Genomic DNA, 23,151 nt, shown 5'->3' with positions numbered 1-23,151 from the left:
TGTGTTGCACTTCATTTTACAATAGGGCGTAATACCTTCTCTGGAATAAACCTAAACTTTAATGCCAACAAAGCGGTTGAGAACAGCAAAAATATTTTTGCACAAATTTGGCAAGCTATCGTAGATTTCTTTACGGGACTTTCTAAATAGTAAAAGAGCTATCCGTTTGGATGGCTTTTTTCTATTTTTCAGAAAATATGTGAAATGATATTGAAATTATTCCAACAATTGTGTAAAATGGTAGACATCAATTCAGATTATTCTGAAAATTTGTTTTAGGAGATTTTCTTATGTCACAAACAAGTGCAACTAGTCAGTCTACCTGGCGTAGTAAAATAAAAGCAATGGGACCTGGTATCCTAATGGCATCTGCTGCCGTAGGTGGTTCCCACATCGTTTCTTCAACCCAAGCAGGTGGTTCTTATGGATGGGCCTTGCTAGGCTTGGTTATTCTTGCCAACCTCTTCAAGTACCCATTCTTCCGTTTTGGGGCTGAGTATACAGCTGATACAGGTAAAACCCTGGTTGAAGGTTACGCTGAAAAAGGTAAGTTCTATCTTTGGGTATTCTTCATTTTGAATGTCTTTTCAGCCTTGGTTAATACTGCGGGAGTTTCTATTCTTTGTTCAGCTATCATTGCCAGTGCCTTTCCAATGCTTGGGTTGAGTATTACCACATGGTCAATCATTTTGGTTGCAATCATTTGGGGTATGTTACTCTTTGGTGGTTACAAACTTCTTGATGGCATGGCTAAATGGATCATGTCAGCCTTGACTATCGCAACAGTAGCAGCAGTTATTATTGCAGCAATCAAACACCCAGAGTACAGTGCTGACTTTGTTGAGAAAACACCATGGCAGTTAGCAGCCCTTCCATTTATCGTTTCACTTCTTGGATGGATGCCAGCTCCAATTGAAATTTCAGCCATTAACTCACTTTGGTCAGCAGAGAAAAAGAAAACGGTTGATTTTAACACTGATGATGCCCTCTTTGACTTTAACGTTGGTTTCATCGGAACAGCTATTCTTGCAGTATTCTTTGTAGCACTCGGTGCTCTTATCCAGTATCCAACTGGTAAACCAGTAGAAGCAGCATCAGCTAAGTATATTGCTCAGTTTGTTGGTATGTATGCCTCAGTACTTGGTGAGTGGTCACGCTATTTGATTACCTTTATCGCTTTCTTATGTATCTTTGGTACTGTGATCACTGTTATCGATGGTTATTCACGTGTTAACGAAATTTCTCTTCGTCTTTTGTTTAACCAAAAAGAAAAAAATCAAACACCATTGAATGTTTGGATGACACTGACAGCTATTCTTGGTCTCATCATTATTTTCTTCTTCCAAGGTCAAGTAGCAACAATGCTTCGTTTTGCCATGATTGGTTCATTCCTTACAACACCTTTCTTTGCGCTTTTGAATTATGTACTTGTTACAAAAGCAAAGAGAGACCTTCCAACTTGGTTGAAAGGTCTTGCTATTGCAGGTTTGATTTTCTTGTTCGGATTTGCCCTCTTCTTTATCTGGGCTTTGGCTATTGGTAAAGCAGGTTAATAGGATTAGACAGTTTCCCTAGGGAGGCTGTTTTTTTATTTTATAAATATGGGAGTAGGAGAGCTTATACCCAAGAGTATACAAAAAAACCATTCCAATCGGAATGGCTTAACAACAAGATGTTGCTTATTTGAGACCGTATTTTTTGTTGAAACGATCCACGCGTCCGTCTGCTTGAGTGAATTTTTGACGGCCAGTGTAGAATGGGTGTGAATCTGATGAAATTTCTACACGGATAAGTGGGTAAGTTTCACCTTCGAATTCAACTGTTTCGTTTGAGTGTTTAGTTGAACCGCTAAGGAATTGGTAACCAGTAGTTGTGTCCATGAATACTACTTGACGGTAATCTGGATGGATATCTTTTTTCATGTTAAAATATTTCCTTTCTGCCATGGTACTTTCCGCACCATAGTTTTTTTAACTATTTTAGTTTATCAAAAGGTGGTCTACTTGACAAGTCTTTTTTACTATTTTTTAGGAAATTCGCATTTTGTAAATGCCACCTGTCTGAAAGCAGTGATTGTCTTTATCAACGATGATTGCTTCAAGCTCAGCTTGTGAACTAACTTCTTGGAATATGTGTTCGAGACTAGAGCCAAATAAGCGGGTTGTCCAAATTTCACCATCCACTGAGAGGGATGAAATAATGGTAAGGCTGGCTAGGTCACTGGAGACTGGATAACCAGTCTGGCTATCAAAAATATGATGGTAGGTTTTGCCATCTATCTCAAAAGTACGTTCATAGATTCCCGAAGTGACAACAGACTTATCTCTTATAGCAAGCACCATAAGATTTGTGTTTCTTGTCTCCTTAGGATTTTGAATACCAATTCGCCATTTGTGGTCTGGATTATGGAGGGCTGGTCCAAAGGTTAGGACATTGCCTCCGAGATTGATTAGGGCACTGGTTACTTTTTCAGCTTTAAGAAAATCTGCAATACGATCTGCAATATATCCTTTTGCTAGGGCACCAAGATCAATTTTCATCCCTTTTTCTTTGAGAAAAACGCTTTGGGTTTCCTCGGATAGAAGAATGGCATTGGGATTGATGATGTCCAGGAGTGGACGAATTTCTTCAGGAAGAGGCAGCTTAGCATCAGAAAAACCAATGCGCCAAGTCTGAATGAGAGGCCCAATAGCAATATTAAGGTGACTTCCAGGTTGGCAGCTATGCCATTTTCCAAGAGAAATAAGTTCAAAAAGCTCTGGGTGAACTGTCACTGGATGTAAGCCTGCTGCCTTGTTAATTTTCATGAGTTCGGAACTGTCGTCATTGGCTGAGAAGCGCTTATTGTAGGTATGTAGAAGTGCTTCAACTTGGTCTAGCAGGGGTTCTGGTTCTTCATGATAGATAGAGACGTCAATCACAGTTCCCATGAGACGTACACGACGATTAGTGAGTTGCATAGGCAACAGTATCCTTAATTTCTTGATAGATTTGTTCGTTTTCTTCTAAGCTGTAGGAATTGGCCCCACTAGCAAGTGGGTGGCCGCCACCATCATGACGTTTAGCAATCTCATTGATGACAATGCTTTTACTGCGCAGACGTACACGGTAATGCCCTTCAGGCTGCTCTACGAAAATAGCCCAAGATTCGACGCAATCAATACGACCTGGAGTGCCAACAATTGCAGAACTTTCAGCATCAGTGACATTGAATTCATCCAAAATCTTTCGTGTCAAGACAACTCGAGCCGCACCATTTTCATCGACTTCTAGATTATCGAAAACATAACCTTGTAATTTAGCAATTTTGAATGGGAAACTATCCATACGACGAGCCATTGATGCAAAATCAAAGTCGTATTCACGAAGTTTAGCCGCAATTTGAAGTGTTTTAGGTGTCGTAGACGGAAAGAGGAAGCGACCTGTATCGCCAACAATACCATTGTAAAGAACACGGGCAGCGGCATCTGACAAGGAAAGGCCAAGAGTGAGAGCCCAGTCAGTCACAATTTCGCTGGCACTTGAAGCAGTCGTATCAACTAAGAGGAGGTCGCCGTAGGCATCGTCGTTAGGATGATGGTCAATTTTGATAAGAAAGTCCCCCTTATCAAAACGGTCGTCGTCGATACGAGGAGTGTTGGCTGTATCGGTAACAATAACAAGCGCTCCTTCATAGTCTTGGTCAGTTACCTTATCCATTTCAGCAATCCAAGATAAGGTAGGTTCATTGACACCTGTCGCAAGAACCTTTTTATCTGGAAAGTTTGTTTTTAAAATTTCCTTCAGTCCTACCTGACTACCAATGGCATCAGGGTCAGGTCTTTGGTGGCGGTGAATAATAATAGTGTCATGGGTTTTAATTTTTTCTAAAATAGCTTGAAATACAGTCATGAATGTCTCCTTGTGATTTTGTTTCTATTATATCATGAAACAATAGAAAAACGGTTAGCCTAGGCAAACCGTTATAAAATTAGATATCTTTATAGTCGACTTCAAGTCCACGTTTAACCGCTGGACGGTTGGCAATTTTTTCAGTCCATGCTTGAAGGTGCTTGTATTCTTTAACATCAAGGAAAATACCAGCCTTGTCCCAAATTTTATCTTGAGCAAGACGGCCATACCAAGACCAGATTGCGATATCAGCGATAGTGTATTCATCACCAGCAATATAAGGTTTGGTTGCTAATTCTTTATCTAGCAAGTCAAGTTGGCGTTTGGCTTCCATGGAAAAACGGTTGATGGCATAATCGATTTTTTCAGGTGCATAGTGGAAGAAGTGCCCAAAGCCACCACCTAAGAAGGGAGCAGCACCTGTTTGCCAAAAGAGCCAGTTGAGAACTTCCGTACGTTTTGCGTAATCAGTTGGAATGAGTTTGCCGAATTTTTCAGCCAAGTAAAGGAGGATGTTAGCTGATTCAAAGACACGAACCGGTTGGTCCTCAGAGTAATCCATCATTGCTGGAATCTTTGAGTTTGGATTGATTGAAACAAAGTCTGAGCCAAATTGGTCACCGTCACCAATCTTAATACGATAAGCGTCATAACCTGCTTGAGTTACACCAAGTTCTTTCAATTCTTCCAGCATGATAGTTGCCTTGATACCATTTGGTGTCGGAAGAGTATAGAGTTGGAAAGGTTGGTCACCTTTAGGCAAAGTTTGTTCAAAACGTGCACCAGCTGTAGGTTGATTGAGGCCACCCCAGGCACCTCCCATAGAGGTTGGGTTTTCCCAAACTACTGGTAAAATATAGTCAGACATAAAGTTTCTCCTTGTATTCTTGATAGTTACATCCTAACAAAATGCTAATGGCATTTCAAGAATCTACTACGTCCTATTAGGCGCAACACCTTGACTTTTTCCATAAGAATGATAAGATAGTAAAAATTAATTTTTATCTGATAAAAAACATATTGTTTAGAGAGGAAGAAAAGAATGACTGCTATTGATTTTCATAAGTTGGCTAAAACAGAACTACACTGCCATTTGGATGGTTCTCTATCATTGGAAACCATTCGTCACCTAGCTGACTTGGCACAGATTGAGTTACCTGAGGACGATGCAGAGCTCAAACACCATGTGACAGCACCTGCTACCTGTGAGAGTCTCCTAGATTATCTTGAGGCTTTTGATTATATTCGTCCTTTGCTTCAAACAAAGGAAGCTTTGACTATTGCGGCTTATGATGTCGCTAAACAGGCTGCTCTTGAAAATGTTATCTATATTGAAGTGCGTTTTGCTCCAGAATTGTCAATGGATAAGGGATTGACTGTCGCTGAGACCATTGATGCTGTTTGTCAAGGCTTACGTCAAGCTCAAGAAGAATTTGGTATTGTAGCCAAGGCCCTAGTTTGTGGCATGCGCCAATCAGATCAAGAATTAACGGCTCGTATTCTTGATGAAGCAAATGAAGTTGAAAATAGTGACTTTGTTGGTTTTGATTTTGCCGGAGATGAGCATCATTATGGACCTAAGGCGATTAAACCTCTGATTGAACAAGTCCAAAGTTACAACCGTCCGATGACTTTCCATGCTGGAGAGTGTGGTTGCCCAGCCTTTTTGGCTGAGTCAATTGCCATGGGAATTAAGCGTAATGGTCATGCAACGATCTTGGCTCATGAGCCCGAGCTTTTGGAAGAGTTTGTCAAAAATGGTGTCACAGGAGAGTTATGTTTAACAAGTAATCTCCAGACTAAGGCTGCTATTACAGTTGCTGATTTTCCTTATCTAAAAATGAAAGCGGCAGGGGCTAATATTACCATTAATACGGACAATCGTACCGTTTCTGATACAAACCTGACCAAAGAGTACGAACTCTATCACAAGCATTTTGGTAGCTCAGTTCAAGACTTCTATGCTCATAATAAGACAGCAATCGAAGCTTCATTTGCTAGTGATGAGGAGAAAGAAGAACTCCTTGAAAAATTGGCTAAAGCCTATTCATAGGAAGTAAATAGACTGGCGAAACTTTATAAAGATGATAAGAATGAACCATTTGAAACACAAGTCAAACCTATTATAAAAATAAGGGAGTGAGGCGAACTTTTTTCAAAAATTGTTCAGTCTCCCTCCCTTTTACGCTTGGAATTATGATAAAATAAGTACAATACATATTTTAGAGGAGACTGGTTTGGCACAACTTTATTTTCGCTATGGCACTATGAATTCTGGGAAATCCATTGAGATTCTTAAGGTTGCCTATAATTACGAAGAACAAGGAAAACCAGTAGTATTGTTGACCAGTCGTTTGGATAATCGAGATGGGGTCGGCTATATCTCTAGTCGTATTGGCATGAAACGGAAGGCATATCCTATTGGTGATGATACGGATATTTTTGGTTACATTGCTAATATGGATCCACGACCTTACTGTGTTTTAGTTGATGAGGCTCAGTTTTTGACCCGTGCGAATGTCTATGATTTGGCAAGAATTGTTGATGAGTTAGATATCCCAGTGATGGCTTTTGGTCTCAAAAATGATTTTCAGAACAATCTCTTTGAAGGTTCTAAATATCTTTTGCTATTGTCTGATAAGATTGATGAAATCAAGACTATTTGTCATTATTGCTCGAGAAAGGCAACCATGGTTCTTCGTATGGAAGATGGTAAGCCAGTTTATGAGGGAGCACAAGTTCAAATTGGAGGTCATGAGAGTTATATCTCCGTTTGTCGAAAGCACTGGTTTAATCCACCTCACGAAAAAATAATCCCTTTGAATAAGGCCTAAAAACGACTATTAGTTATATAAGGAGTAAAGATAACAAATGAACATTTATGATCAGTTACAAGCGGTTGAAGACCGTTATGAGGAATTGGGTGAATTGCTTAGTGACCCTGAAGTCGTTTCAGACACTAAACGTTTCATGGAGTTGTCGCGTGAAGAAGCAAATACCCGTGAAACAGTGACAGCTTACCGTGAGTACAAGCAAGTCATCCAAAGTATCTCAGATGCTGAAGAGATGATTAAGGAAGCAAGCGGTGATCCTGATTTGGAAGAAATGGCTAAGGAAGAGCTTAAAGAATCTAAAGCCGCTAAAGAAGAGTATGAAGAACGTTTGAAAATTCTTCTCTTGCCAAAAGACCCTAATGATGACAAGAATATTATCCTCGAAATCCGTGGGGCTGCAGGTGGTGATGAAGCTGCCTTGTTTGCAGGTGACCTTTTAGCTATGTATCAAAAATACGCAGAAACACAAGGTTGGCGCTTTGAGGTCATGGAAGCTTCTTATAATGGTGTCGGTGGTATCAAAGAAGTGGTTGCCATGGTTTCAGGACAATCAGTCTACTCTAAACTCAAATATGAATCTGGAGCACACCGTGTGCAACGTGTGCCTGTGACTGAGAGCCAAGGTCGTGTTCATACCTCGACAGCAACTGTTTTGGTTATGCCAGAAGTTGAAGAAGTAGAGTACGAAATTGATCCTAAGGACCTTCGTGTCGATATCTATCACGCATCTGGTGCTGGTGGTCAGAACGTCAATAAGGTTGCGACTGCGGTTCGTATGGTTCACATTCCTACTGGAATCAAAGTAGAGATGCAAGAAGAACGTACACAACAGAAGAACCGTGATAAAGCCATGAAGATTATCCGTGCGCGTGTTGCGGACCACTTTGCACAAATCGCTCAAGATGAACAAGATGCTGAGCGTAAATCTACTGTTGGTACAGGGGATCGTTCAGAGCGTATCCGTACTTACAACTTCCCACAAAACCGTGTAACGGATCACCGTATTGGTTTGACCCTTCAAAAATTAGATACGATTTTGGCTGGGAAAATGGATGAAGTCATTGATGCTCTTGTTCTTTACGATCAAACTCAAAAATTGGAAGAGCTTAACAAATGATTCTAGCGGATGTTCTGGCTGACTATGAGAAGCAGCTTGAGGCTGTTGGAGAAGAGCCAGAGGCCCTTTCCTTTGTTTATCGTGGTTTGAAGCAGTGGGACTTGACTCATTTTGTCCTTCAATTGCGTCAGGAAGTTTCAGAGGAAGATGCTGAGCTATTAGCTCATATATTTAGCCAACTAAAGAAACACAAGCCTGCCCAGTATATTTTGGGCTATGAAGACTTTCATGGCTTACGTTTTCAGGTTGATGAGCGTGTCTTGATTCCACGTCCTGAAACTGAGGAACTAGTGGACTTGATTTTAGCGGAAAACCCAAGCGCAGAGCTTAAGGTTCTTGATATCGGAACTGGGAGTGGTGCTATTTCGGTATCCCTGAAAAAGAGTCGCCTCCTTTGGCAAGTAACAGCTAGTGACTTGTCAGTTGATGCGCTAGAGCTTGCCAAGGAGAATGCTAAGCTAAATCAGGTAGACATTAGATTTGTTCAATCGGATGTTTTCGAAAATATTTCTGGCAGTTTTGATATCATTGTGTCAAATCCTCCCTATATTTCTGAAAACGATAAGGATGAAGTTGGTATCAATGTCTTGGCTAGCGAGCCAAAGATGGCCTTGTTTGCTGATGAAGAGGGACTTGCCATTTATAGACAGATTATTGAGGAAGCAGATAAGTATTTGACTCCTAGTGGAAAGCTCTACTTTGAAATTGGCTATAAGCAGGGAATGGATTTGAAGAAACTCTTGTCTCTACATTTTCCAGATAAGCGAGTGCGTGTCCTTAAGGACCAATTTGGACAAGATAGAATGGTCGTGATGGATGATGAAAAGTAAGAAAGTGTTAAGAGAAATCTTGTCTGACGGTGGCGCAGTCGTTCTTCCTACAGAGACTGTCTATGGTTTATTTGCTAAGGCTTTGGATGAGAGTGCTGTGAACCATGTCTATGAGCTGAAAAATCGTCCTAGAGATAAAGCCATGAATTTGAATGTCGCTTCTTATGAAGATATCCTGTCTTATTCGAAAGAGCAGCCCAAATATTTGAAACAATTGTATGATGCTTTTTTGCCTGGACCTCTGACTATCATTTTAAAAGCTAATGATAAAGTCCCCAGATGGATTAATTCTGGTTTGGCGACAGTTGGCTTTCGTTTGCCAGACCATCCTGTCACTAGAGAACTGATTCAAGCAGAAGGGCCCTTGATTGGCCCCTCAGCCAATAAGTCTGGGAAGGCTAGTGGTCGTTATTTTGACCAAATAAGAGACCAATTTGATTTTCAGGTGACTGGCTATCAAGATGATGATGCCTTGTTAGGTGTAGATTCGACAATTTTAGATTTGTCGGTCTCACCTGCTAAGATTCTCAGACAAGGAAAAATTACAAAAGAAGAACTATTGGCGGCTCTACCCGAGTTGACCATAGAATAAATGACTAACAGAGACCTATGGAAGTGTGAGATAATTTCCGACTGTATGTGGGTGAGTTGATTGAACCCCATTAGACCTCAAAGGAGACCTCTATGATTTTTGATAAAGAAGATTACAAAGCATTTGACCCTGAACTATGGAACGCCATCGATGCTGAGGCTGAACGTCAGCAAAACAATATTGAGTTGATTGCCTCTGAGAACGTGGTATCTAAAGCTGTAATGGCTGCTCAAGGGACACTCTTGACTAATAAGTACGCAGAAGGCTATCCAGGTAAACGTTACTATGGTGGTACAGACGTGATTGATGTGGTCGAGTCTCTTGCTATTGAGCGTGCCAAAGAACTTTTTGGAGCTAAATTTGCCAATGTGCAACCTCACTCAGGTAGCCAAGCCAATGCAGCAGTTTACATGTCTTTGATTCAACCAGGTGATACGGTTATGGGAATGGATTTGTCAGCGGGTGGTCACTTGACACATGGTGCACCAGTTAGCTTCTCTGGTAAGACCTATAACTTTGTGGCTTACAACGTTGATAAAGAAACTGAACTCCTTGATTACGATGCTATTCTGGCTCAAGCTAAAGAAGTACAACCAAAACTTATCGTGGCTGGGGCTTCAGCTTACTCACGTATCATTGATTTTGCTAAATTCCGTGAAATTGCTGATGCTGTCGGTGCCTACCTCATGGTAGATATGGCTCACATTGCAGGTCTTGTAGCCTCTGGTCATCATCCAAGTCCAGTTCCTCATGCACATGTGACAACTACAACAACTCACAAGACGCTTCGTGGTCCTCGCGGTGGTTTGATTTTGACTGATGATGAAGAAATCGCTAAAAAATTGAATTCTGCGGTCTTCCCTGGTTTGCAAGGTGGTCCATTGGAACACGTTATTGCTGCTAAGGCTGTTGCTCTTAAAGAAGCGCTTGACCCTGCCTTTAAGGAATATGGGGAAAATGTTATCAAGAATGCTGCTGCCATGGCGGACGTTTTCAATCAACATCCAGATTTCCGTGTTATCTCAGGTGGCACTAACAATCACCTCTTCTTGGTTGATGTGACTAAGGTTGTTGAAAATGGTAAGGTTGCACAAAACGTTCTTGAAGAAGTTAATATTACTTTGAACAAAAATGGTATTCCTTATGAGCAATTGTCTCCATTCAAAACATCTGGTATCCGTGTTGGTAGTCCAGCTATTACAAGTCGTGGCATGGGTGAAGCTGAGAGCCGTAAAATTGCTGAATTAATGGTTCAAGCTTTGGAAAATCACGATAAACCTGAAGTTTTGGAACGCATTCGTGGAGAAGTTAAAGCTCTAACAGATGCCTTCCCACTCTATTAAAAGACTATGTTAGATTTATATATTAAACGCATTATCATTCACCAGTTTTCGCCAAATGATACGGAGCTGGTTTTAGCTGAAGGGCCTCTTGAAATAACGCCTCGCTTAGATGAGTATTTTCGAAAGAAACTCTCTAAAGTTTTCTCAGATGAGGCTAAACGGGGCTATTTCGATGCGGAAAATGTTTTTATCAGTCATCTAGGAGATGATTTGATGGAAAGTTCTGTTAAAATTTCCCAACTTTGGAAGGAAGAATTTGTCATTTCTGAAGATCAAAAGACCAATGATTTGGTCTTTATTCAGTTTGAGAAAGAAGGGCAAGAATATTTTGCTTTCTTGCGTATTGCTCTCAAGGACAGTTTGATTCATTCTTTGGGAGATAGTCAGCATCCTATTCAATTGTCACAAAATAATTTGCCATCTGCGGCCCAGACACCTGATGAGGCTTTGGTAATCAATCGTAGTAGTAAGCAGTATTATTTGATTGAAAAGCGAATCAAGCATAATGGAAGCTTTGCCAATTATTTCTCTGAAAATCTCTTGCAGGTCCAGCCTGAACAATCTGTCAAGAAATCGATTAAGATGGTCGAAGATACTGCTCAGAAGATTGCTGAGAATTTTAATCAGGATGACTTTAACTTCCAAGGAAAAATGAAATCAGCTATTTTTAATAACCTGGAAGAAGATCAAGAGTTGTCACCTGAAAAATTAGCGGACCAGCTTTTTGATAATAATTTGACGGCTCGTTTGACCTTCGTTGATGAGCTCAAAGAGGCCATACCTGAACCTATCTCAGTATCAGATATTGACCATTCACGTCAAATTAAGAAATTGGAGAATCAAAAATTATCGTTATCGAACGGAATTGAGTTAATCGTGCCTAATAATGTTTATCAGGATGCCGATAGTGTTGAATTTATTCAAAATCCTGATGGCACCTACTCTATTCTCATCAAAAATATCGAGGATATCATCAATAAATAATATGTTTAAATGGATAAGACGTCTGGCGGTTTTTGTCGTAGTCCTCATCATAGGTATCCAATGTTATCGAATCCATGCCAATGTTCAACATGTCTTAACCTATGAATCCATGGTTAAGGAGGTATTGGCTGAGGACGATATTGATAATACAACCAATGTCGATTTGGTGTTGGCTATGATCTACACAGAAACCAAGGGGAAGACAGATGACGTGATGCAGTCCAGTGAAAGTTCTACAGGAGTGACTAACTCCATCACAGATCGAAAAGAAAGTATTCGTCAGGGGGTGACGGTGCTGTCGGAAAATCTGGAAGAAGCTGCCCACCATAAGGTGGATCCTTGGACAGCAGTACAAGCCTATAATTTTGGTAAGGCCTATATCGATTATGTGGCTGATAATGGTGGAGTTAACACCGTCGAACTCGCAAAGGCTTACTCTAAAAATGTCGTTGCTCCGAGTCTAGGAAACACCAGCGGGAAAACATACACCTATTACCAACCAGTTGCCATGTACTATGGTGGCGGAAAACTTTATACAAATGGCGGAAATATTTACTACGCTAAGGAAGTACAGTTTAATCTCTTTTTGATGCGTATGTTCTCACGCCTTTAAAGAGTAAGGACGTTAAACTTAGGAAAGACAAATGAAAGCATTATTAGTGTATTTTAGAGGATACGTCAAAGACAGTATCCTGGGACCCGTTTTTAAATTAATCGAAGCCAGTTTCGAACTCTTGGTCCCTCTAGTAATTGCTGGAATTGTCGACACAACTATTCCAAATAAAGACCAAAATCATCTGTTTATGATGATTTTTCTCTTGTTCGGACTTGCCGTTATTGGGGTTGTTGTTGCTATTTCAGCACAGTATTTTTCATCCAGAGCAGCAGTTGGCTATGCCCGAGGTTTAACCAATGATTTGTATGCGAAAATCATGCGTTTATCAAAGGAAAAGCGGGATGAGATTGGAACGTCAAGTTTGGTGACACGTTTGACTGGTGATACCTTTCAAATCCAAACGGGTATCAATCAATTTTTGAGGCTCTTTTTGAGGGCGCCAATTATCGTGACAGGAGCCATTATTATGGCATTCCGAATCAGTCCACGCTTGACCCTATGGTTTCTTGGCATGGTCTTGGTATTGACCCTTATAATTGTACTAGCTAGTCGCATCGTCAATCCTTTATACGCCAAGATTCGAGTAATTAATGAATCAATTGTTACCAATACGCGTCAACAACTTGAAGGTATGAGGGTTATTCGGGCTTTTGATCAAAGTGAGCGTGAATTAGATAACTTTACTGGTGTCAATAAAGACTTGAAGAAGTGGCAGCTCAAAACAGGAGTGATAGCAAGTCTCATTAGTCCTTTGACTTTCTTGATTGTTAATATGACCTTGATTGCTATCCTTTGGCAGGGAAATCTGCAAATTCAAGGTGGCCTTTTGTCTCAAGGGATGCTGATTGCTCTAGTCAATTATCTCTTGCAAATTTTGACGGAGCTCCTTAAATTGGCCATGATGTTGACTAATCTGAATCAAAGTTTTATTTCAGCGAAACGGGTACAAGCTATTTTTGAACTCCAAGATGAGGATATTGAGGCACCTTTAGAAGTCCGCACTTCTAGTCAGGCTTCTACAGTGCTAGCTATTGATCAGATGACCTTTACCTATCCTACAGCTAGTTCGCCATCACTCCAAGAGATTCATGTCAGTCTTACTCAAGGTCAGTCACTAGGTATTATTGGTGGTACAGGTTCAGGTAAATCGACATTGGTGAACTTAATCATGAACTTATATCAGCCTCAGATTGGTTCGCTAGCTATTTTCAAAGATCAAAAATCACCAAAAAACCTTAAAGAGTGGCGTTCTTGGGTTGCCTATGTCCCGCAAAAAGCTGAGTTATTTAGAGGAACCATTCGTTCAAACTTGTCCTTAGGACTTGACCACGAACCGAGTGAGCAAGAACTGTGGCATGCGCTTGACATGGCTCAGGCTGCTGATTTTGTAAAAGACAAGGATCTTGGTTTAGATGAGCCAGTTGAGTCATTTGGCCGTAATTTTTCGGGGGGTCAACGTCAACGTTTGACTATTGCGCGTGCGCTGATGAGACCAGCACCATTCTTGATTTTGGACGACTCAACCTCAGCCCTAGATTACCTAACTGAAAGTCGCTTACTAGCGGCTATCAGAGACAATCTTAAATCAACGAGTCTGATTATTATTTCGCAAAGAACAAATAGTCTAAAAGCTGTTGATCAAATTTTGGTGCTTGATAAGGGACATCAAGTTGGCTTGGGTAATCATGAAGAATTGCTTGCCACAAATAAACTCTATCAAGACATTCATTATTCTCAACATCAAAAGGAGGTCGCTGATGAAGGCTAGAAATAATAAATCAACGCTTAAACGTTTAAGTAGAGATATCTTAAGTCAGCGTTACCTCTTTGCCTTAGCAACTGTTGGGACCATTATTCAAGTTGCCTTAACGGTTTACTTACCTATCTTAATTGGTGATGCAGTGGACGCTGTTCTTAAGATGAACGCCGTTCTATTGATGTCACGTTTAATTTGGCAGATGCTTGTAGTTATCTTAGCTAATAGTGCAATCCAGTGGCTTAACCCTTTGATTTATAATCGATTGATTTATTCATATAGCGAAAGTTTACGTGAACGAGTCATGATGAAAATTCATGCTATGCCTCTCAGTTACCTTGATCGTCAAGGAACTGGAGACATGGTTAGCCGTGTGACTACAGATAGCGATCAGTTAAACAACGGACTTCTCATGGTCTTTAACCAATTTTTCGTTGGGCTTTTGACTATTTTTGTCATAATCTTTACCATGGCTCGCTTAGACTGGTTCATGATGCTCTTAGTCCTAGTCATGACGCCTTTGTCAATGCTTGTGGCACGTTTTATCGCAAAGAAGAGTTATCAACTCTATCGCAATCAAACTAAATGGCGAGGCATGCAGACTCAGTTGATTGAAGAAAGTTTGACTCAAGAAGCTTTAGTACAGAGTTTAAATGCACAAGACCAGATGGTTAGGAGTTTTAAAGACGTCAATGGTAAGTATGCTGATTATTCACAGGGTGCTATCTTTTATTCGTCAGCGGTTAACCCAGCTACACGTTTTGTCAATAGTCTGATCTATGCTCTTATTGCAGGTGTTGGTGCCTATCGGATCATGTCGGGTGGCGCTTTTACAGTGGGACAATTGACTACCTTCCTAAACTATGTGACTCAGTATACGAAACCTTTTAATGATATCTCATCTGTTCTATCTGAACTTCAAAGTGCTTTGGCCTGTGCTGATCGCCTTTATATGATATTGGATGAAGAGGAAATAACAGAAACAGGTAAGGTGGTTTTGGAAGAAGCAGATGTGCAGGGACGTTTTCAATTTGACCATGTCCAATTTGGTTATTTGCCTAATAAACCTCTTATCAAGGATTTGAGCATTGATATCCTTGCCGCAAGTACTGTTGCCATTGTTGGTCCAACAGGAGCGGGAAAATCTACCTTGATTAACCTGCTCATGCGTTTCTATGATTTGGACAAGGGGAACATTCTACTGGACGGTAGACCTATTACAGATTATACTCGTGAGAGTCTTCGGAAACAGATTGGGATGGTCTTGCAGGAAACTTGGCTTGAGGTTGGCACTATTCATGATAATATTGCCTATGGAAATCCCGAAGCCAGTCGTGAAGAAGTTATAGCAGCAGCCAAGGCTGCCAATGCAGATTTCTTTATTAAGCAGTTGCCTCAAGGCTATGACACCTACTTGAATGACGCGGGGCAATCCCTTTCTCAGGGACAACGTCAGCTTTTGACTATTGCCCGCATATTTGTCAATGTGCCTAAAATCTTAATCTTGGATGAAGCCACTTCTAGTATTGATACTCGTACAGAGCTCCTCATTCAAGAGGCCTTCGCTAAATTAATGAAAGGTCGAACAAGTTTCATCATTGCCCATCGATTGTCTACCATCGAAAATGCGGACCTTATTTTGGTCATGAATAATGGGGATATCGTTGAACACGGAACCCATGAACGACTGATGCAAGCTAAGGGAATGTACTATCGTATGCAGACGGCCCAAAAGACACAAAATAGTTAAATCCGACAGAGCTTTTAAGCTCTGTTTTTTTATGATTGTAGCCAATCATTTATCACGGAAATCTATTAATGGAAAAGAAATGAAATTTAGTTATTTTTTCTTTTTTATTGGAAAAAATGGCGATAAGATGGTAAACTAGAGAGGATATTATATAAAAAAAGGTATCGAAAATTAGAATGTTAAAACATAAAAACGTCCTGGTATTTTTAGGACAAACCTTGCTTTATTTCGCCATTTTTATGGCCCTAATTTATCTCTACAATTACCTAGGACAAGGTCAAGGTAATTTTATCTATAACGAATTTTAGGAAGAATAATGACGAATACAAAAATTAAAGATATGATTGAAACGATTAAGCAGTTTGCTCAATCACAACCTGACTTTCCTGTTTACAATATTTTAGGGGAAGTTCACACTTACGGCGACTTGAAGGCTGACTCAGATAGCTTGGCAGCCAAGATTGATAGTCTTGATATTCCAGAAAAATCACCTGTTGTGGTTTATGGCGGTCAAGAGTATGAAATGTTGGCAACTTTTGTCGCTTTGACTAAATCTGGTCACGCTTATATTCCAATTGACAGTCACTCAGCTCTTGAGCGCGTGACGGCAATTGTTGAAGTGGCAGAGCCTAGTCTGATTATTGCTATCAATGACTTCCCACTTGAGGATGTCCAAGCACCAATCTTAACATTGGATCAAGTGACAACAGCTTTTGAAAGCAAGACTAGCTACGAAGTGACTCATCCTGTTAAGGGGGATGATACTTATTACATCATCTTTACCTCAGGAACTACAGGTAAGCCTAAAGGGGTCCAAATTTCACACAATAATCTCCTTAGTTTCACTAACTGGATGATTACGGACAAGGAATTTGCGACTCCAAAACGTCCTCAAATGCTGGCTCAACCGCCTTATTCATTTGACCTATCGGTAATGTACTGGGCACCAACATTGGCGCTTGGAGGAACACTCTATGCGCTTCCTTCAGCCATTACACAGGACTTCAAGAAGCTCTTTGAAACGATCTTCTCACTTCCAATTGCTATTTGGACATCAACACCATCTTTTGCAGATATGGCAATGTTGTCTGAAGACTTCAATGCAGAGAAGATGCCGAAAATTACGCATTTCTATTTTGACGGAGAAGAGTTGACTGTCAAGACTGCTCAAAAGCTTCGCCAACGTTTCCCAGAAGCACGTATTATTAATGCTTACGGACCAACTGAAGCAACTGTAGCCTTATCAGCAGTAGCAGTAACTGATGAGATGCTGGATAACCTTAAGCGTTTGCCGATTGGTTATACCAAGGAAGATTCACCGACTTATATTATCGATGAGGATGGCAATATCCTTCCAAATGGTCAACAGGGTGAAATCATCGTATCAGGACCAGCAGTTTCAAAAGGCTATATGAACAATCCTGAAAAGACTGCGGAAGCCTTCTTCGAGTTTAATGGCCTTCCTGCTTACCATACTGGTGATGTAGGAACGATGACTGATGAAGGTCTCCTTCTTTACGGCGGACGCATGGACTTCCAGATTAAATTTAATGGTTTCCGTATTGAGTTAGAGGATGTTTCACAAAACCTTAATAAGTCTAAGTATATTGATTCAGCAGTAGCTGTGCCACGTTACAATAAAGACCATAAGGTTCAGAACCTCTTGGCTTATGTGATTCTTAAGGATGGTGTTCGTGAGCAGTTTGAACGTGAAATTGATATCACCAAGGCGATTAAGGCTGACTTAGAAGATATCATGATGTCTTACATGATGCCTACTAAGTTCCTCTATCGTGAGAGCTTGCCTTTAACACCAAATGGGAAAATTGATATCAAGGGTCTTATCAGTGAGGTTAACAACCGATGATTGACTTCTTGAAACAGCTTCCCCATTTAGAAGCCTACGGTAACCCCTTCTATTTTGTCTATCTTGGATTAGCTCTATTGCCAATCTTTGTGGGTCTCTTCTTTAAAAAGCGTTTTGCGATTTATGAATGTTTGGTCAGTCTAGCCTTTATTGTTCTCGCTCTGACAGGAACACATGCTAGCCAATTACTAGCCTTACTTTTCTATATCGTTTGGCAAATCATCTGGGTTTATTCCTACAAACATTACCGCAGTAAAAAGGACAATAAATGGGTTTTCTATTTACACTCATTTCTAGTAGTCCTTCCCTTGATTTTTGTTAAGGTAGAGCCTGCGATAAATGGTACTCAGTCACTCTTAAACTTTCTTGGTATTTCTTACTTGACCTTCCGATCAGTTGGTATGATTATCGAGATGCGGGATGGTGTCTTAAAAGAGTTTACACTTGGAGAATTCCTCCGATTCATGCTCTTTATGCCAACCTTTACGAGTGGTCCTATTGATCGCTTCAGACGTTTTAACGAAGATTACCAAGCGATTCCTGAGCGAGACGAGCTGATGAATATGTTGGAGCAAGCTGTAAAATATATCATGCTTGGTTTCCTCTATAAGTTTGTTTTGGCTCAGATTTTCGGAAGTATGCTCTTGCCTTCACTGAAAGCGCAAGCTTTGGCTCAGGGTGGTATCTTTAATTTACCAACACTTGGTGTCATGTATGTTTTCGGTTTTGATCTCTTCTTTGACTTTGCGGGTTACTCGATGTTTGCCTTGGCAGCATCAAACCTTATGGGGATTAAGAGCCCAATCAACTTTGATAAACCTTTCATCTCACGAGACTTGAAAGAATTTTGGAATCGTTGGCATATGAGCTTGTCTTTCTGGTTCCGTGACTTTGTCTTTATGCGTTTGGTTATGGTTTTGATGCGAAACAAGGTTTTCAAAAACCGTAACACGACATCAAATGTGGCCTATGTCATTAATATGATGGTTATGGGATTCTGGCATGGAGTTACCTGGTATTACATTGCTTATGGTATTTTCCATGGTATTGGTCTAGGAATTAATGATGCCTGGTTACGTAAGAAGAAGACCATTAATAAAGAACGTAAGAAAGCTGGTCTTGAGCCACTTCCTGATAATAAATGGACGAAGGCTTTGGGAATCTTTATTACATTTAATACTGTTATGTTGTCATTCTTGATTTTCTCTGGATTCTTGAATGACCTCTGGTTCACTAAAAAATAAGTAAAGGAATTATAAAAATGGATGTAAAATCAGAAGTTATTGAAATTATTGATGAACTCTTCATGGAAGATGTTTCAGACATGATGGATGAAGACCTTTTCGATGCTGGTGTTCTTGATTCTATGGGAACAGTTGAGCTTATCGTTGAATTGGAATCACGTTTCGATATTCGTGTGCCAGTTTCAGAATTTGGTCGTGATGACTGGAACACAGCTAATAAGATTGTTGAAGGGGTAACGGAGCTTCGCAATGCTTAAGCGTTTATGGCAAATTTTTGGCCCTATAATCTGTGCCTTAGTCTTGGTAGTAATAGTTATTTTTTCCTACCCTCAAGGCAGAAAACATAGTTATGAGGTTGAAAAACGTAACGCAGTAACCTTGACAACTGAGAACTTTAAGAGCCGTATTAATAAGACGACAGCTCTTTCTGATAAGAATCATCGATTTGTCCCTTTCTTTGGGTCTAGTGAGTGGTTGCGTTTTGATGCCCTTCATCCAGCTGTTTTAGCTGAAAAATATGACCGTAACTATCGCCCATATTTTATTGGACAACGTGGGGCTGCCTCTCTAAACCAATATTTGGGAATGCAACAAATGCTTCCTGAATTGAAAAATGGGACAGCAGTCTATGTCTTGTCACCACAGTGGTTTACTAAAAAAGGTTACAATTCTGCGGCTTTCCAGCAGTTCTACAATAACGACCAACTTAGTAGTTTCTTAAGTCAAAATCAGACGGATGCAAATTCTCAATATGCTGCTCAGCGTATCTTAGAGATGAAACCTGAGATTACTATGAAATCTCAACTTTCTAAAGTGGCTAATGGGCAAGATTTAAATTCTCTTGATAAGACTTATATTCAATTTATGGCAGAGCTTAATAAGCGAGAAGATGCCTTGTTCAGTCCTTTTGCAGCATCAAATAATGCAAATTACGACAAGAAGGTTCTTCCTTATCTTAAAGAGTTGCCAGACAAGCTCTCTTACGAGGCACTTGACCAGGTTGCCGTGAGAGATGCAGAAGCCCATACCAAGTCAAACGATTTTGGTATTGATGACCGTTTCTATAAGAAACGTTTGGCTAAAAAGATTGGTAAACTTAAAGGTTTCCAAAAGAATCTTTCGTATGAAGTTTCACAAGAATACGGTGACCTACAGTTGGTGTTAAATCAATTTGCTAAGTCAAATACTAACGTCATCTTTGTCATCCCACCTGTTAATAGCAAGTGGATGGCTTATACGGGACTAAGTCAAGAAATGTATGATGCTACGGTTTCTAAAATCCGTTATCAATTGGAAAGTCAAGGCTTCACCAATATTGCTGACTTCTCAAAAGATGGAGATCAACCTTACTTCATGCAAGATACCATTCATATGGGATGGAAAGGTTGGGTAGCCTTTGACAAGGCTGTTGATCCATTTGTAAGTAATCCAACACCTGCACCTAGCTATAACTTGAACGACCGCTTTTATAGTAAGGATTGGGCAGGTTATACAGGGGCTCCTAGTCAGTTTAAGTAGTATTACTTAATAAATCAAAAAGGCTTGTTAAAGCCTTTTTATGTTATGATCTTTCCACGGTATCACCTTCATAAATTATAAAAAGGATTGGCGTAATTCCCAATCCTTTTTATCCTTTTAAGTTTTATAATACGTTAAACAGATCGTTATTTGTTTTTAGTTAGAGCTTTTCGAATTAAATCTGCAGGGATAATCAAAACCGCGATAAGAAGAGCAACGATATAGTGTTGAACGTCCATTGGTACGGTACTAAATACTTTACCACCGAATTGAATAATCAAGCTTTGAACAACAGCAATAGAAATCATTACAATTGAGAATTTCTTGTTTTCGCCGATATGTTCAAAAACATTGAATCCATTACTACGTGTATTAAGTGAGTTGAAAATGACAGCATAGATAAATACTGTAAAGGTGAATGTTGTTACCATTTCAAAGTTGCCAGTCCCATTTGTGATAAAGTCTTGGATACCACCAACATTTTTAAGAATAGCTAAACATACAAGAGTAATGAAGACGCTAGCTACACCAATAGCAGATTTCATATAGCCAGTAAGAATATTTGCCTTCTTAGCAACTGGCTTTTCATTCATGTAACGATCTAGGGTAGGCTCTTCACCAAAGGCAAGGGCAGCAAGTGTGTCCATGATAAGGTTAATCCAGAGAATTTGGATAATTGTAAATGGTTCTTTGAGGCCCAAAAGTGGTGAGAGAAGTGACATAGCAATTGTAGTCACGTTAACGGTTAATTGGAAGATAATGAATTTACTTACTGACTTACTCATAGTACGTCCATAGAGGACGGCTTTTTCAATCGAAGTCAATGAGTTATTCAAGATAACGATATCTGAGGCTTCACGTGCGACTTCAGTACCATCACCCATTGAGAATCCGACATCAGCCGATTTAAGGGCAGGTGAGTCATTGACTCCATCACCTGTCATACCAGCAACCATATCGAGGTCTTGAGTTGCCTCAATAAGACGTTTTTTATCCATTGGAAGGGCACGACTGACCACTTTTAAGTGAGGCAATTGTTGTTTGAGTTCTTGATCTGAGAGGGCAGAAAGTTCATCGTGAGTAAGGACAAGGTCATTTTGACCAGTAACGATACCGGCTTCTTTAGCGATAGCAACAGCGGTTTCTTTACGGTCACCAGTTACCATAACTACTTGAACCCCTGCACGGTTCATTGTTTCAACAGTTTGTTTAATTGAAGAACGAACGTTATCACGGATACATACGATACCAATCAAGACTTTATCATTACCATCTGTATTTAGGATAGCAAGCAAACGCATTGAACGATTAGCTTGTTCCAATGATAATTCTTGGAAACGAGCTTTAATATCATCTGTAAAGTTTTGTTTATTACCCTCTTTATCAAGATAGTAGTAGCAGTCGTTTAGGATGAATTCTGGAGCACCTTTGATGTAGGTTTTTCCATCGTTAGTCGTTACACTTGCGAATTTTGTTGCTGAGTTGAATTGTTGCTTCTCAGTAATTGTATTCGTATCGAAATCAAGTTGAGAACGTCCGATAAGGAAATCAAGAAGTGCACGATCAGTGGCGTTACTACCAACAGCACTGCCATCAGCTACCATGGCATCGTTATTAAGACCGATACCATTAATCATTTCAGCTTTTAGGCTATCTGACATTGTGTCAAAATCAGGAGCATCAGTTTCACCAGTAGCCGCATAAAGTGTTCCATCAGCAAGGAAGAAGTCAACTACAGATAGTTTACCTTCAGTGATAGTACCAGTCTTATCACTGAAGAGGATATTCATGTATCCGGCTGTTTCAATGGTATCAGGATGGCGAACCAAGATATTTTGAGCTAAAAGTCGTCCTGAGTTCATTGAAGAAACGAGTGCCAACATCATTGGAAGACCTTCTGGAACGGCCATGATGATGATTGTAACCGCAAAGAGAATTGTTTCAATGATAAGAAGGAAGATTGAACCACCATTGAGGTTATTAGCCTTATTAAGGGCAATAAAGCCTAAAACAAGGTTGATTACTGAATATGCAGCACCTGCACTATAACCGAGGACACCGATGTTTCCAGCAAGCTTGTTGAGTTTTTCTTTGGATGGTGAATCTTTACTATCTTCTTGAAGAGAAGTATTGATGCTTCCTAGAACGGTATTATCACCAATTTGTGTAGCTTCCATAACGGCTTCGCCTGAAGTAACAACTGTACCACGGAAGACTTTGAGCTCTGTAAAGAGGTCGGAAGAGTCTGGCTCTGCTTGATCACCAAGAGGAAGTTTTTTAGCATCTTCACTTTCACCATTAAGGACAGCTTGGTTTACTTTTAATTCACCTTCCAAGATGATACCATCAACTGGGATCTTGTCCCCTGATTGAAGGAGAATCTGATCACCTTTCACAATATCATCAACGAGAACCTCTTTAAGTTTACCATCACGATAAACCTTAGCATTAGTTTTTGAAGCCTCTTCCTGAAGAGTGTTGAACTTTTGCTCATTTCGGTATTGTGAGACTGCTGAAAATCCTGTAGACATCAAAATGGCGAAAATTAGTGAGATAGCCTCATACCAATTAGCTTCACCAATAGCAGGGAAAATCATTCCAACAAAGTTGAAGATGATTTTTAATCCTAAGGCAGCCAAGAGGATAAGAATCCATTGATCTTGGAAGGCTTCGATAAAGATTGAGAGGAGCGAGTTTGCCTCTTTACTAGAGAGCCTATTATCGCCATGGGCGTTTTTACTTGCTTGAACTTCAGCAGAAGTCAAGCCTTTAAATTTTTTCATTTAAGGTTTTGTATCCTTTCTAAATT

General features: G+C 40.1%; 21 protein-coding genes. 16 read left to right on the top strand and 5 right to left on the bottom strand.

All coding sequences use genetic code 11. The annotated features are described in order from the left end of the window. Nucleotides 1–290: 290 nt before the first annotated feature. Nucleotides 291–1,553: an NRAMP family divalent metal transporter gene (locus tag HMPREF2571_RS05210; RefSeq protein ID WP_070847362.1), complete on the top strand. Its 1,263-nt coding sequence runs from the start codon at nt 291–293 to the stop codon at nt 1,551–1,553. Nucleotides 1,554–1,679: 126 nt separating this feature from the next. Here HMPREF2571_RS05210 and HMPREF2571_RS05205 read toward each other — a convergent pair whose 3' ends face one another. From HMPREF2571_RS05205 to yghU, 4 genes are all read right to left on the bottom strand, one after another. Then, nucleotides 1,680–1,922, bottom strand: coding sequence for a type B 50S ribosomal protein L31 (locus tag HMPREF2571_RS05205; protein ID WP_003093591.1), 243 nt, complete (start codon nt 1,920–1,922; stop codon nt 1,680–1,682). A 105-nt stretch (nt 1,923–2,027) separates the two neighbouring features. After that, nucleotides 2,028–2,960, bottom strand: coding sequence for an FAD:protein FMN transferase (locus HMPREF2571_RS05200; protein WP_070847360.1), 933 nt, complete (start codon nt 2,958–2,960; stop codon nt 2,028–2,030). Beyond that, a complete protein-coding gene (locus tag HMPREF2571_RS05195; protein ID WP_070847358.1) occupies nt 2,947–3,891 on the bottom strand; it encodes a DHH family phosphoesterase in 945 nt (314 codons plus the stop codon). The genes HMPREF2571_RS05200 and HMPREF2571_RS05195 overlap by 14 nt, the downstream gene beginning before the upstream one ends. A gap of 79 nt (nt 3,892–3,970) precedes the next feature. Beyond that, nucleotides 3,971–4,759: a glutathione-dependent disulfide-bond oxidoreductase gene (gene yghU / locus HMPREF2571_RS05190; protein WP_070847356.1), complete on the bottom strand. Its 789-nt coding sequence runs from the start codon at nt 4,757–4,759 to the stop codon at nt 3,971–3,973. 174 nt (nt 4,760–4,933) lie between these two features. On the opposite strand from yghU, the gene add reads away from it, so the two are divergent. From add to dltD, 15 genes are all read left to right on the top strand, one after another. Continuing rightward, nucleotides 4,934–5,944 (top strand): adenosine deaminase, encoded by a 1,011-nt coding sequence (gene add / locus HMPREF2571_RS05185; protein ID WP_070847354.1) that lies wholly within the window; start codon nt 4,934–4,936, stop codon nt 5,942–5,944. A gap of 184 nt (nt 5,945–6,128) precedes the next feature. Then, on the top strand, nt 6,129–6,725 hold the full coding sequence (locus tag HMPREF2571_RS05180) for a thymidine kinase (RefSeq protein ID WP_014634619.1): 597 nt from the start codon (nt 6,129–6,131) through the stop codon (nt 6,723–6,725). A 37-nt stretch (nt 6,726–6,762) separates the two neighbouring features. Further along, nucleotides 6,763–7,842 carry a peptide chain release factor 1 gene (gene prfA / locus HMPREF2571_RS05175; RefSeq protein ID WP_004182370.1) on the top strand — a complete coding sequence of 360 codons (1,080 nt, stop codon included), beginning with the start codon at nt 6,763–6,765 and terminating at the stop codon, nt 7,840–7,842. Beyond that, entirely contained in the window at nt 7,839–8,672 is an 834-nt protein-coding gene (prmC, locus tag HMPREF2571_RS05170; RefSeq protein ID WP_070847352.1) for a peptide chain release factor N(5)-glutamine methyltransferase, read from the top strand. Before prfA ends, prmC begins: the two co-directional genes overlap by 4 nt. After that, nucleotides 8,659–9,264 carry an L-threonylcarbamoyladenylate synthase gene (locus tag HMPREF2571_RS05165; RefSeq protein ID WP_070847350.1) on the top strand — a complete coding sequence of 202 codons (606 nt, stop codon included), beginning with the start codon at nt 8,659–8,661 and terminating at the stop codon, nt 9,262–9,264. Before prmC ends, HMPREF2571_RS05165 begins: the two co-directional genes overlap by 14 nt. Before the next feature lie 92 nt (nt 9,265–9,356). After that, nucleotides 9,357–10,607: a serine hydroxymethyltransferase gene (gene glyA, locus HMPREF2571_RS05160; RefSeq protein WP_070847347.1), complete on the top strand. Its 1,251-nt coding sequence runs from the start codon at nt 9,357–9,359 to the stop codon at nt 10,605–10,607. A 6-nt stretch (nt 10,608–10,613) separates the two neighbouring features. Next, the gene (locus HMPREF2571_RS05155; protein WP_070847345.1) at nt 10,614–11,591 is read left to right on the top strand and encodes a nucleoid-associated protein; all 978 of its coding nucleotides are present in this window, start codon (nt 10,614–10,616) and stop codon (nt 11,589–11,591) included. A gap of 1 nt (nt 11,592) precedes the next feature. Further along, a complete protein-coding gene (locus HMPREF2571_RS05150) occupies nt 11,593–12,204 on the top strand; it encodes a lysozyme family protein (RefSeq protein ID WP_070847343.1) in 612 nt (203 codons plus the stop codon). A 31-nt stretch (nt 12,205–12,235) separates the two neighbouring features. After that, nucleotides 12,236–13,975: an ABC transporter ATP-binding protein gene (locus HMPREF2571_RS05145; RefSeq protein ID WP_049554088.1), complete on the top strand. Its 1,740-nt coding sequence runs from the start codon at nt 12,236–12,238 to the stop codon at nt 13,973–13,975. Further along, a complete protein-coding gene (locus HMPREF2571_RS05140; RefSeq protein WP_045768620.1) occupies nt 13,965–15,713 on the top strand; it encodes an ABC transporter ATP-binding protein in 1,749 nt (582 codons plus the stop codon). Before HMPREF2571_RS05145 ends, HMPREF2571_RS05140 begins: the two co-directional genes overlap by 11 nt. Nucleotides 15,714–15,889: 176 nt before the next feature. After that, nucleotides 15,890–16,021, top strand: a complete 132-nt coding sequence (locus HMPREF2571_RS05135) for a teichoic acid D-Ala incorporation-associated protein DltX (RefSeq protein WP_002885174.1) — start codon at nt 15,890–15,892, stop codon at nt 16,019–16,021. Between the two features lie 8 nt (nt 16,022–16,029). Continuing rightward, on the top strand, nt 16,030–17,580 hold the full coding sequence (gene dltA, locus HMPREF2571_RS05130; protein ID WP_049554089.1) for a D-alanine--poly(phosphoribitol) ligase subunit DltA: 1,551 nt from the start codon (nt 16,030–16,032) through the stop codon (nt 17,578–17,580). After that, nucleotides 17,577–18,824, top strand: a complete 1,248-nt coding sequence (gene dltB / locus HMPREF2571_RS05125) for a D-alanyl-lipoteichoic acid biosynthesis protein DltB (protein WP_049554090.1) — start codon at nt 17,577–17,579, stop codon at nt 18,822–18,824. The genes dltA and dltB overlap by 4 nt, the downstream gene beginning before the upstream one ends. Nucleotides 18,825–18,841: 17 nt before the next feature. After that, the gene (gene dltC / locus HMPREF2571_RS05120) at nt 18,842–19,081 is read left to right on the top strand and encodes a D-alanine--poly(phosphoribitol) ligase subunit DltC (RefSeq protein ID WP_002891149.1); all 240 of its coding nucleotides are present in this window, start codon (nt 18,842–18,844) and stop codon (nt 19,079–19,081) included. Then, complete coding sequence (dltD, locus tag HMPREF2571_RS05115) at nt 19,074–20,342, top strand: D-alanyl-lipoteichoic acid biosynthesis protein DltD (RefSeq protein ID WP_070847341.1); 1,269 nt, start codon at nt 19,074–19,076, stop codon at nt 20,340–20,342. The genes dltC and dltD overlap by 8 nt, the downstream gene beginning before the upstream one ends. Before the next feature lie 146 nt (nt 20,343–20,488). On the opposite strand, the gene HMPREF2571_RS05110 is transcribed toward dltD, so the two are convergent. Further along, nucleotides 20,489–23,125 (bottom strand): calcium-translocating P-type ATPase, PMCA-type, encoded by a 2,637-nt coding sequence (locus HMPREF2571_RS05110; RefSeq protein ID WP_070847339.1) that lies wholly within the window; start codon nt 23,123–23,125, stop codon nt 20,489–20,491. Nucleotides 23,126–23,151 lie beyond the last annotated feature (26 nt).

It is taken from the genome of Streptococcus sp. HMSC068F04 (assembly GCF_001837455.1).
In the GTDB taxonomy this organism is placed as follows: Bacteria; Bacillota; Bacilli; order Lactobacillales; family Streptococcaceae; genus Streptococcus; species Streptococcus salivarius_D.
Note: the sequence above shows the minus strand (reverse complement) of the source record. Positions and strands in the feature narration are given on the sequence as shown.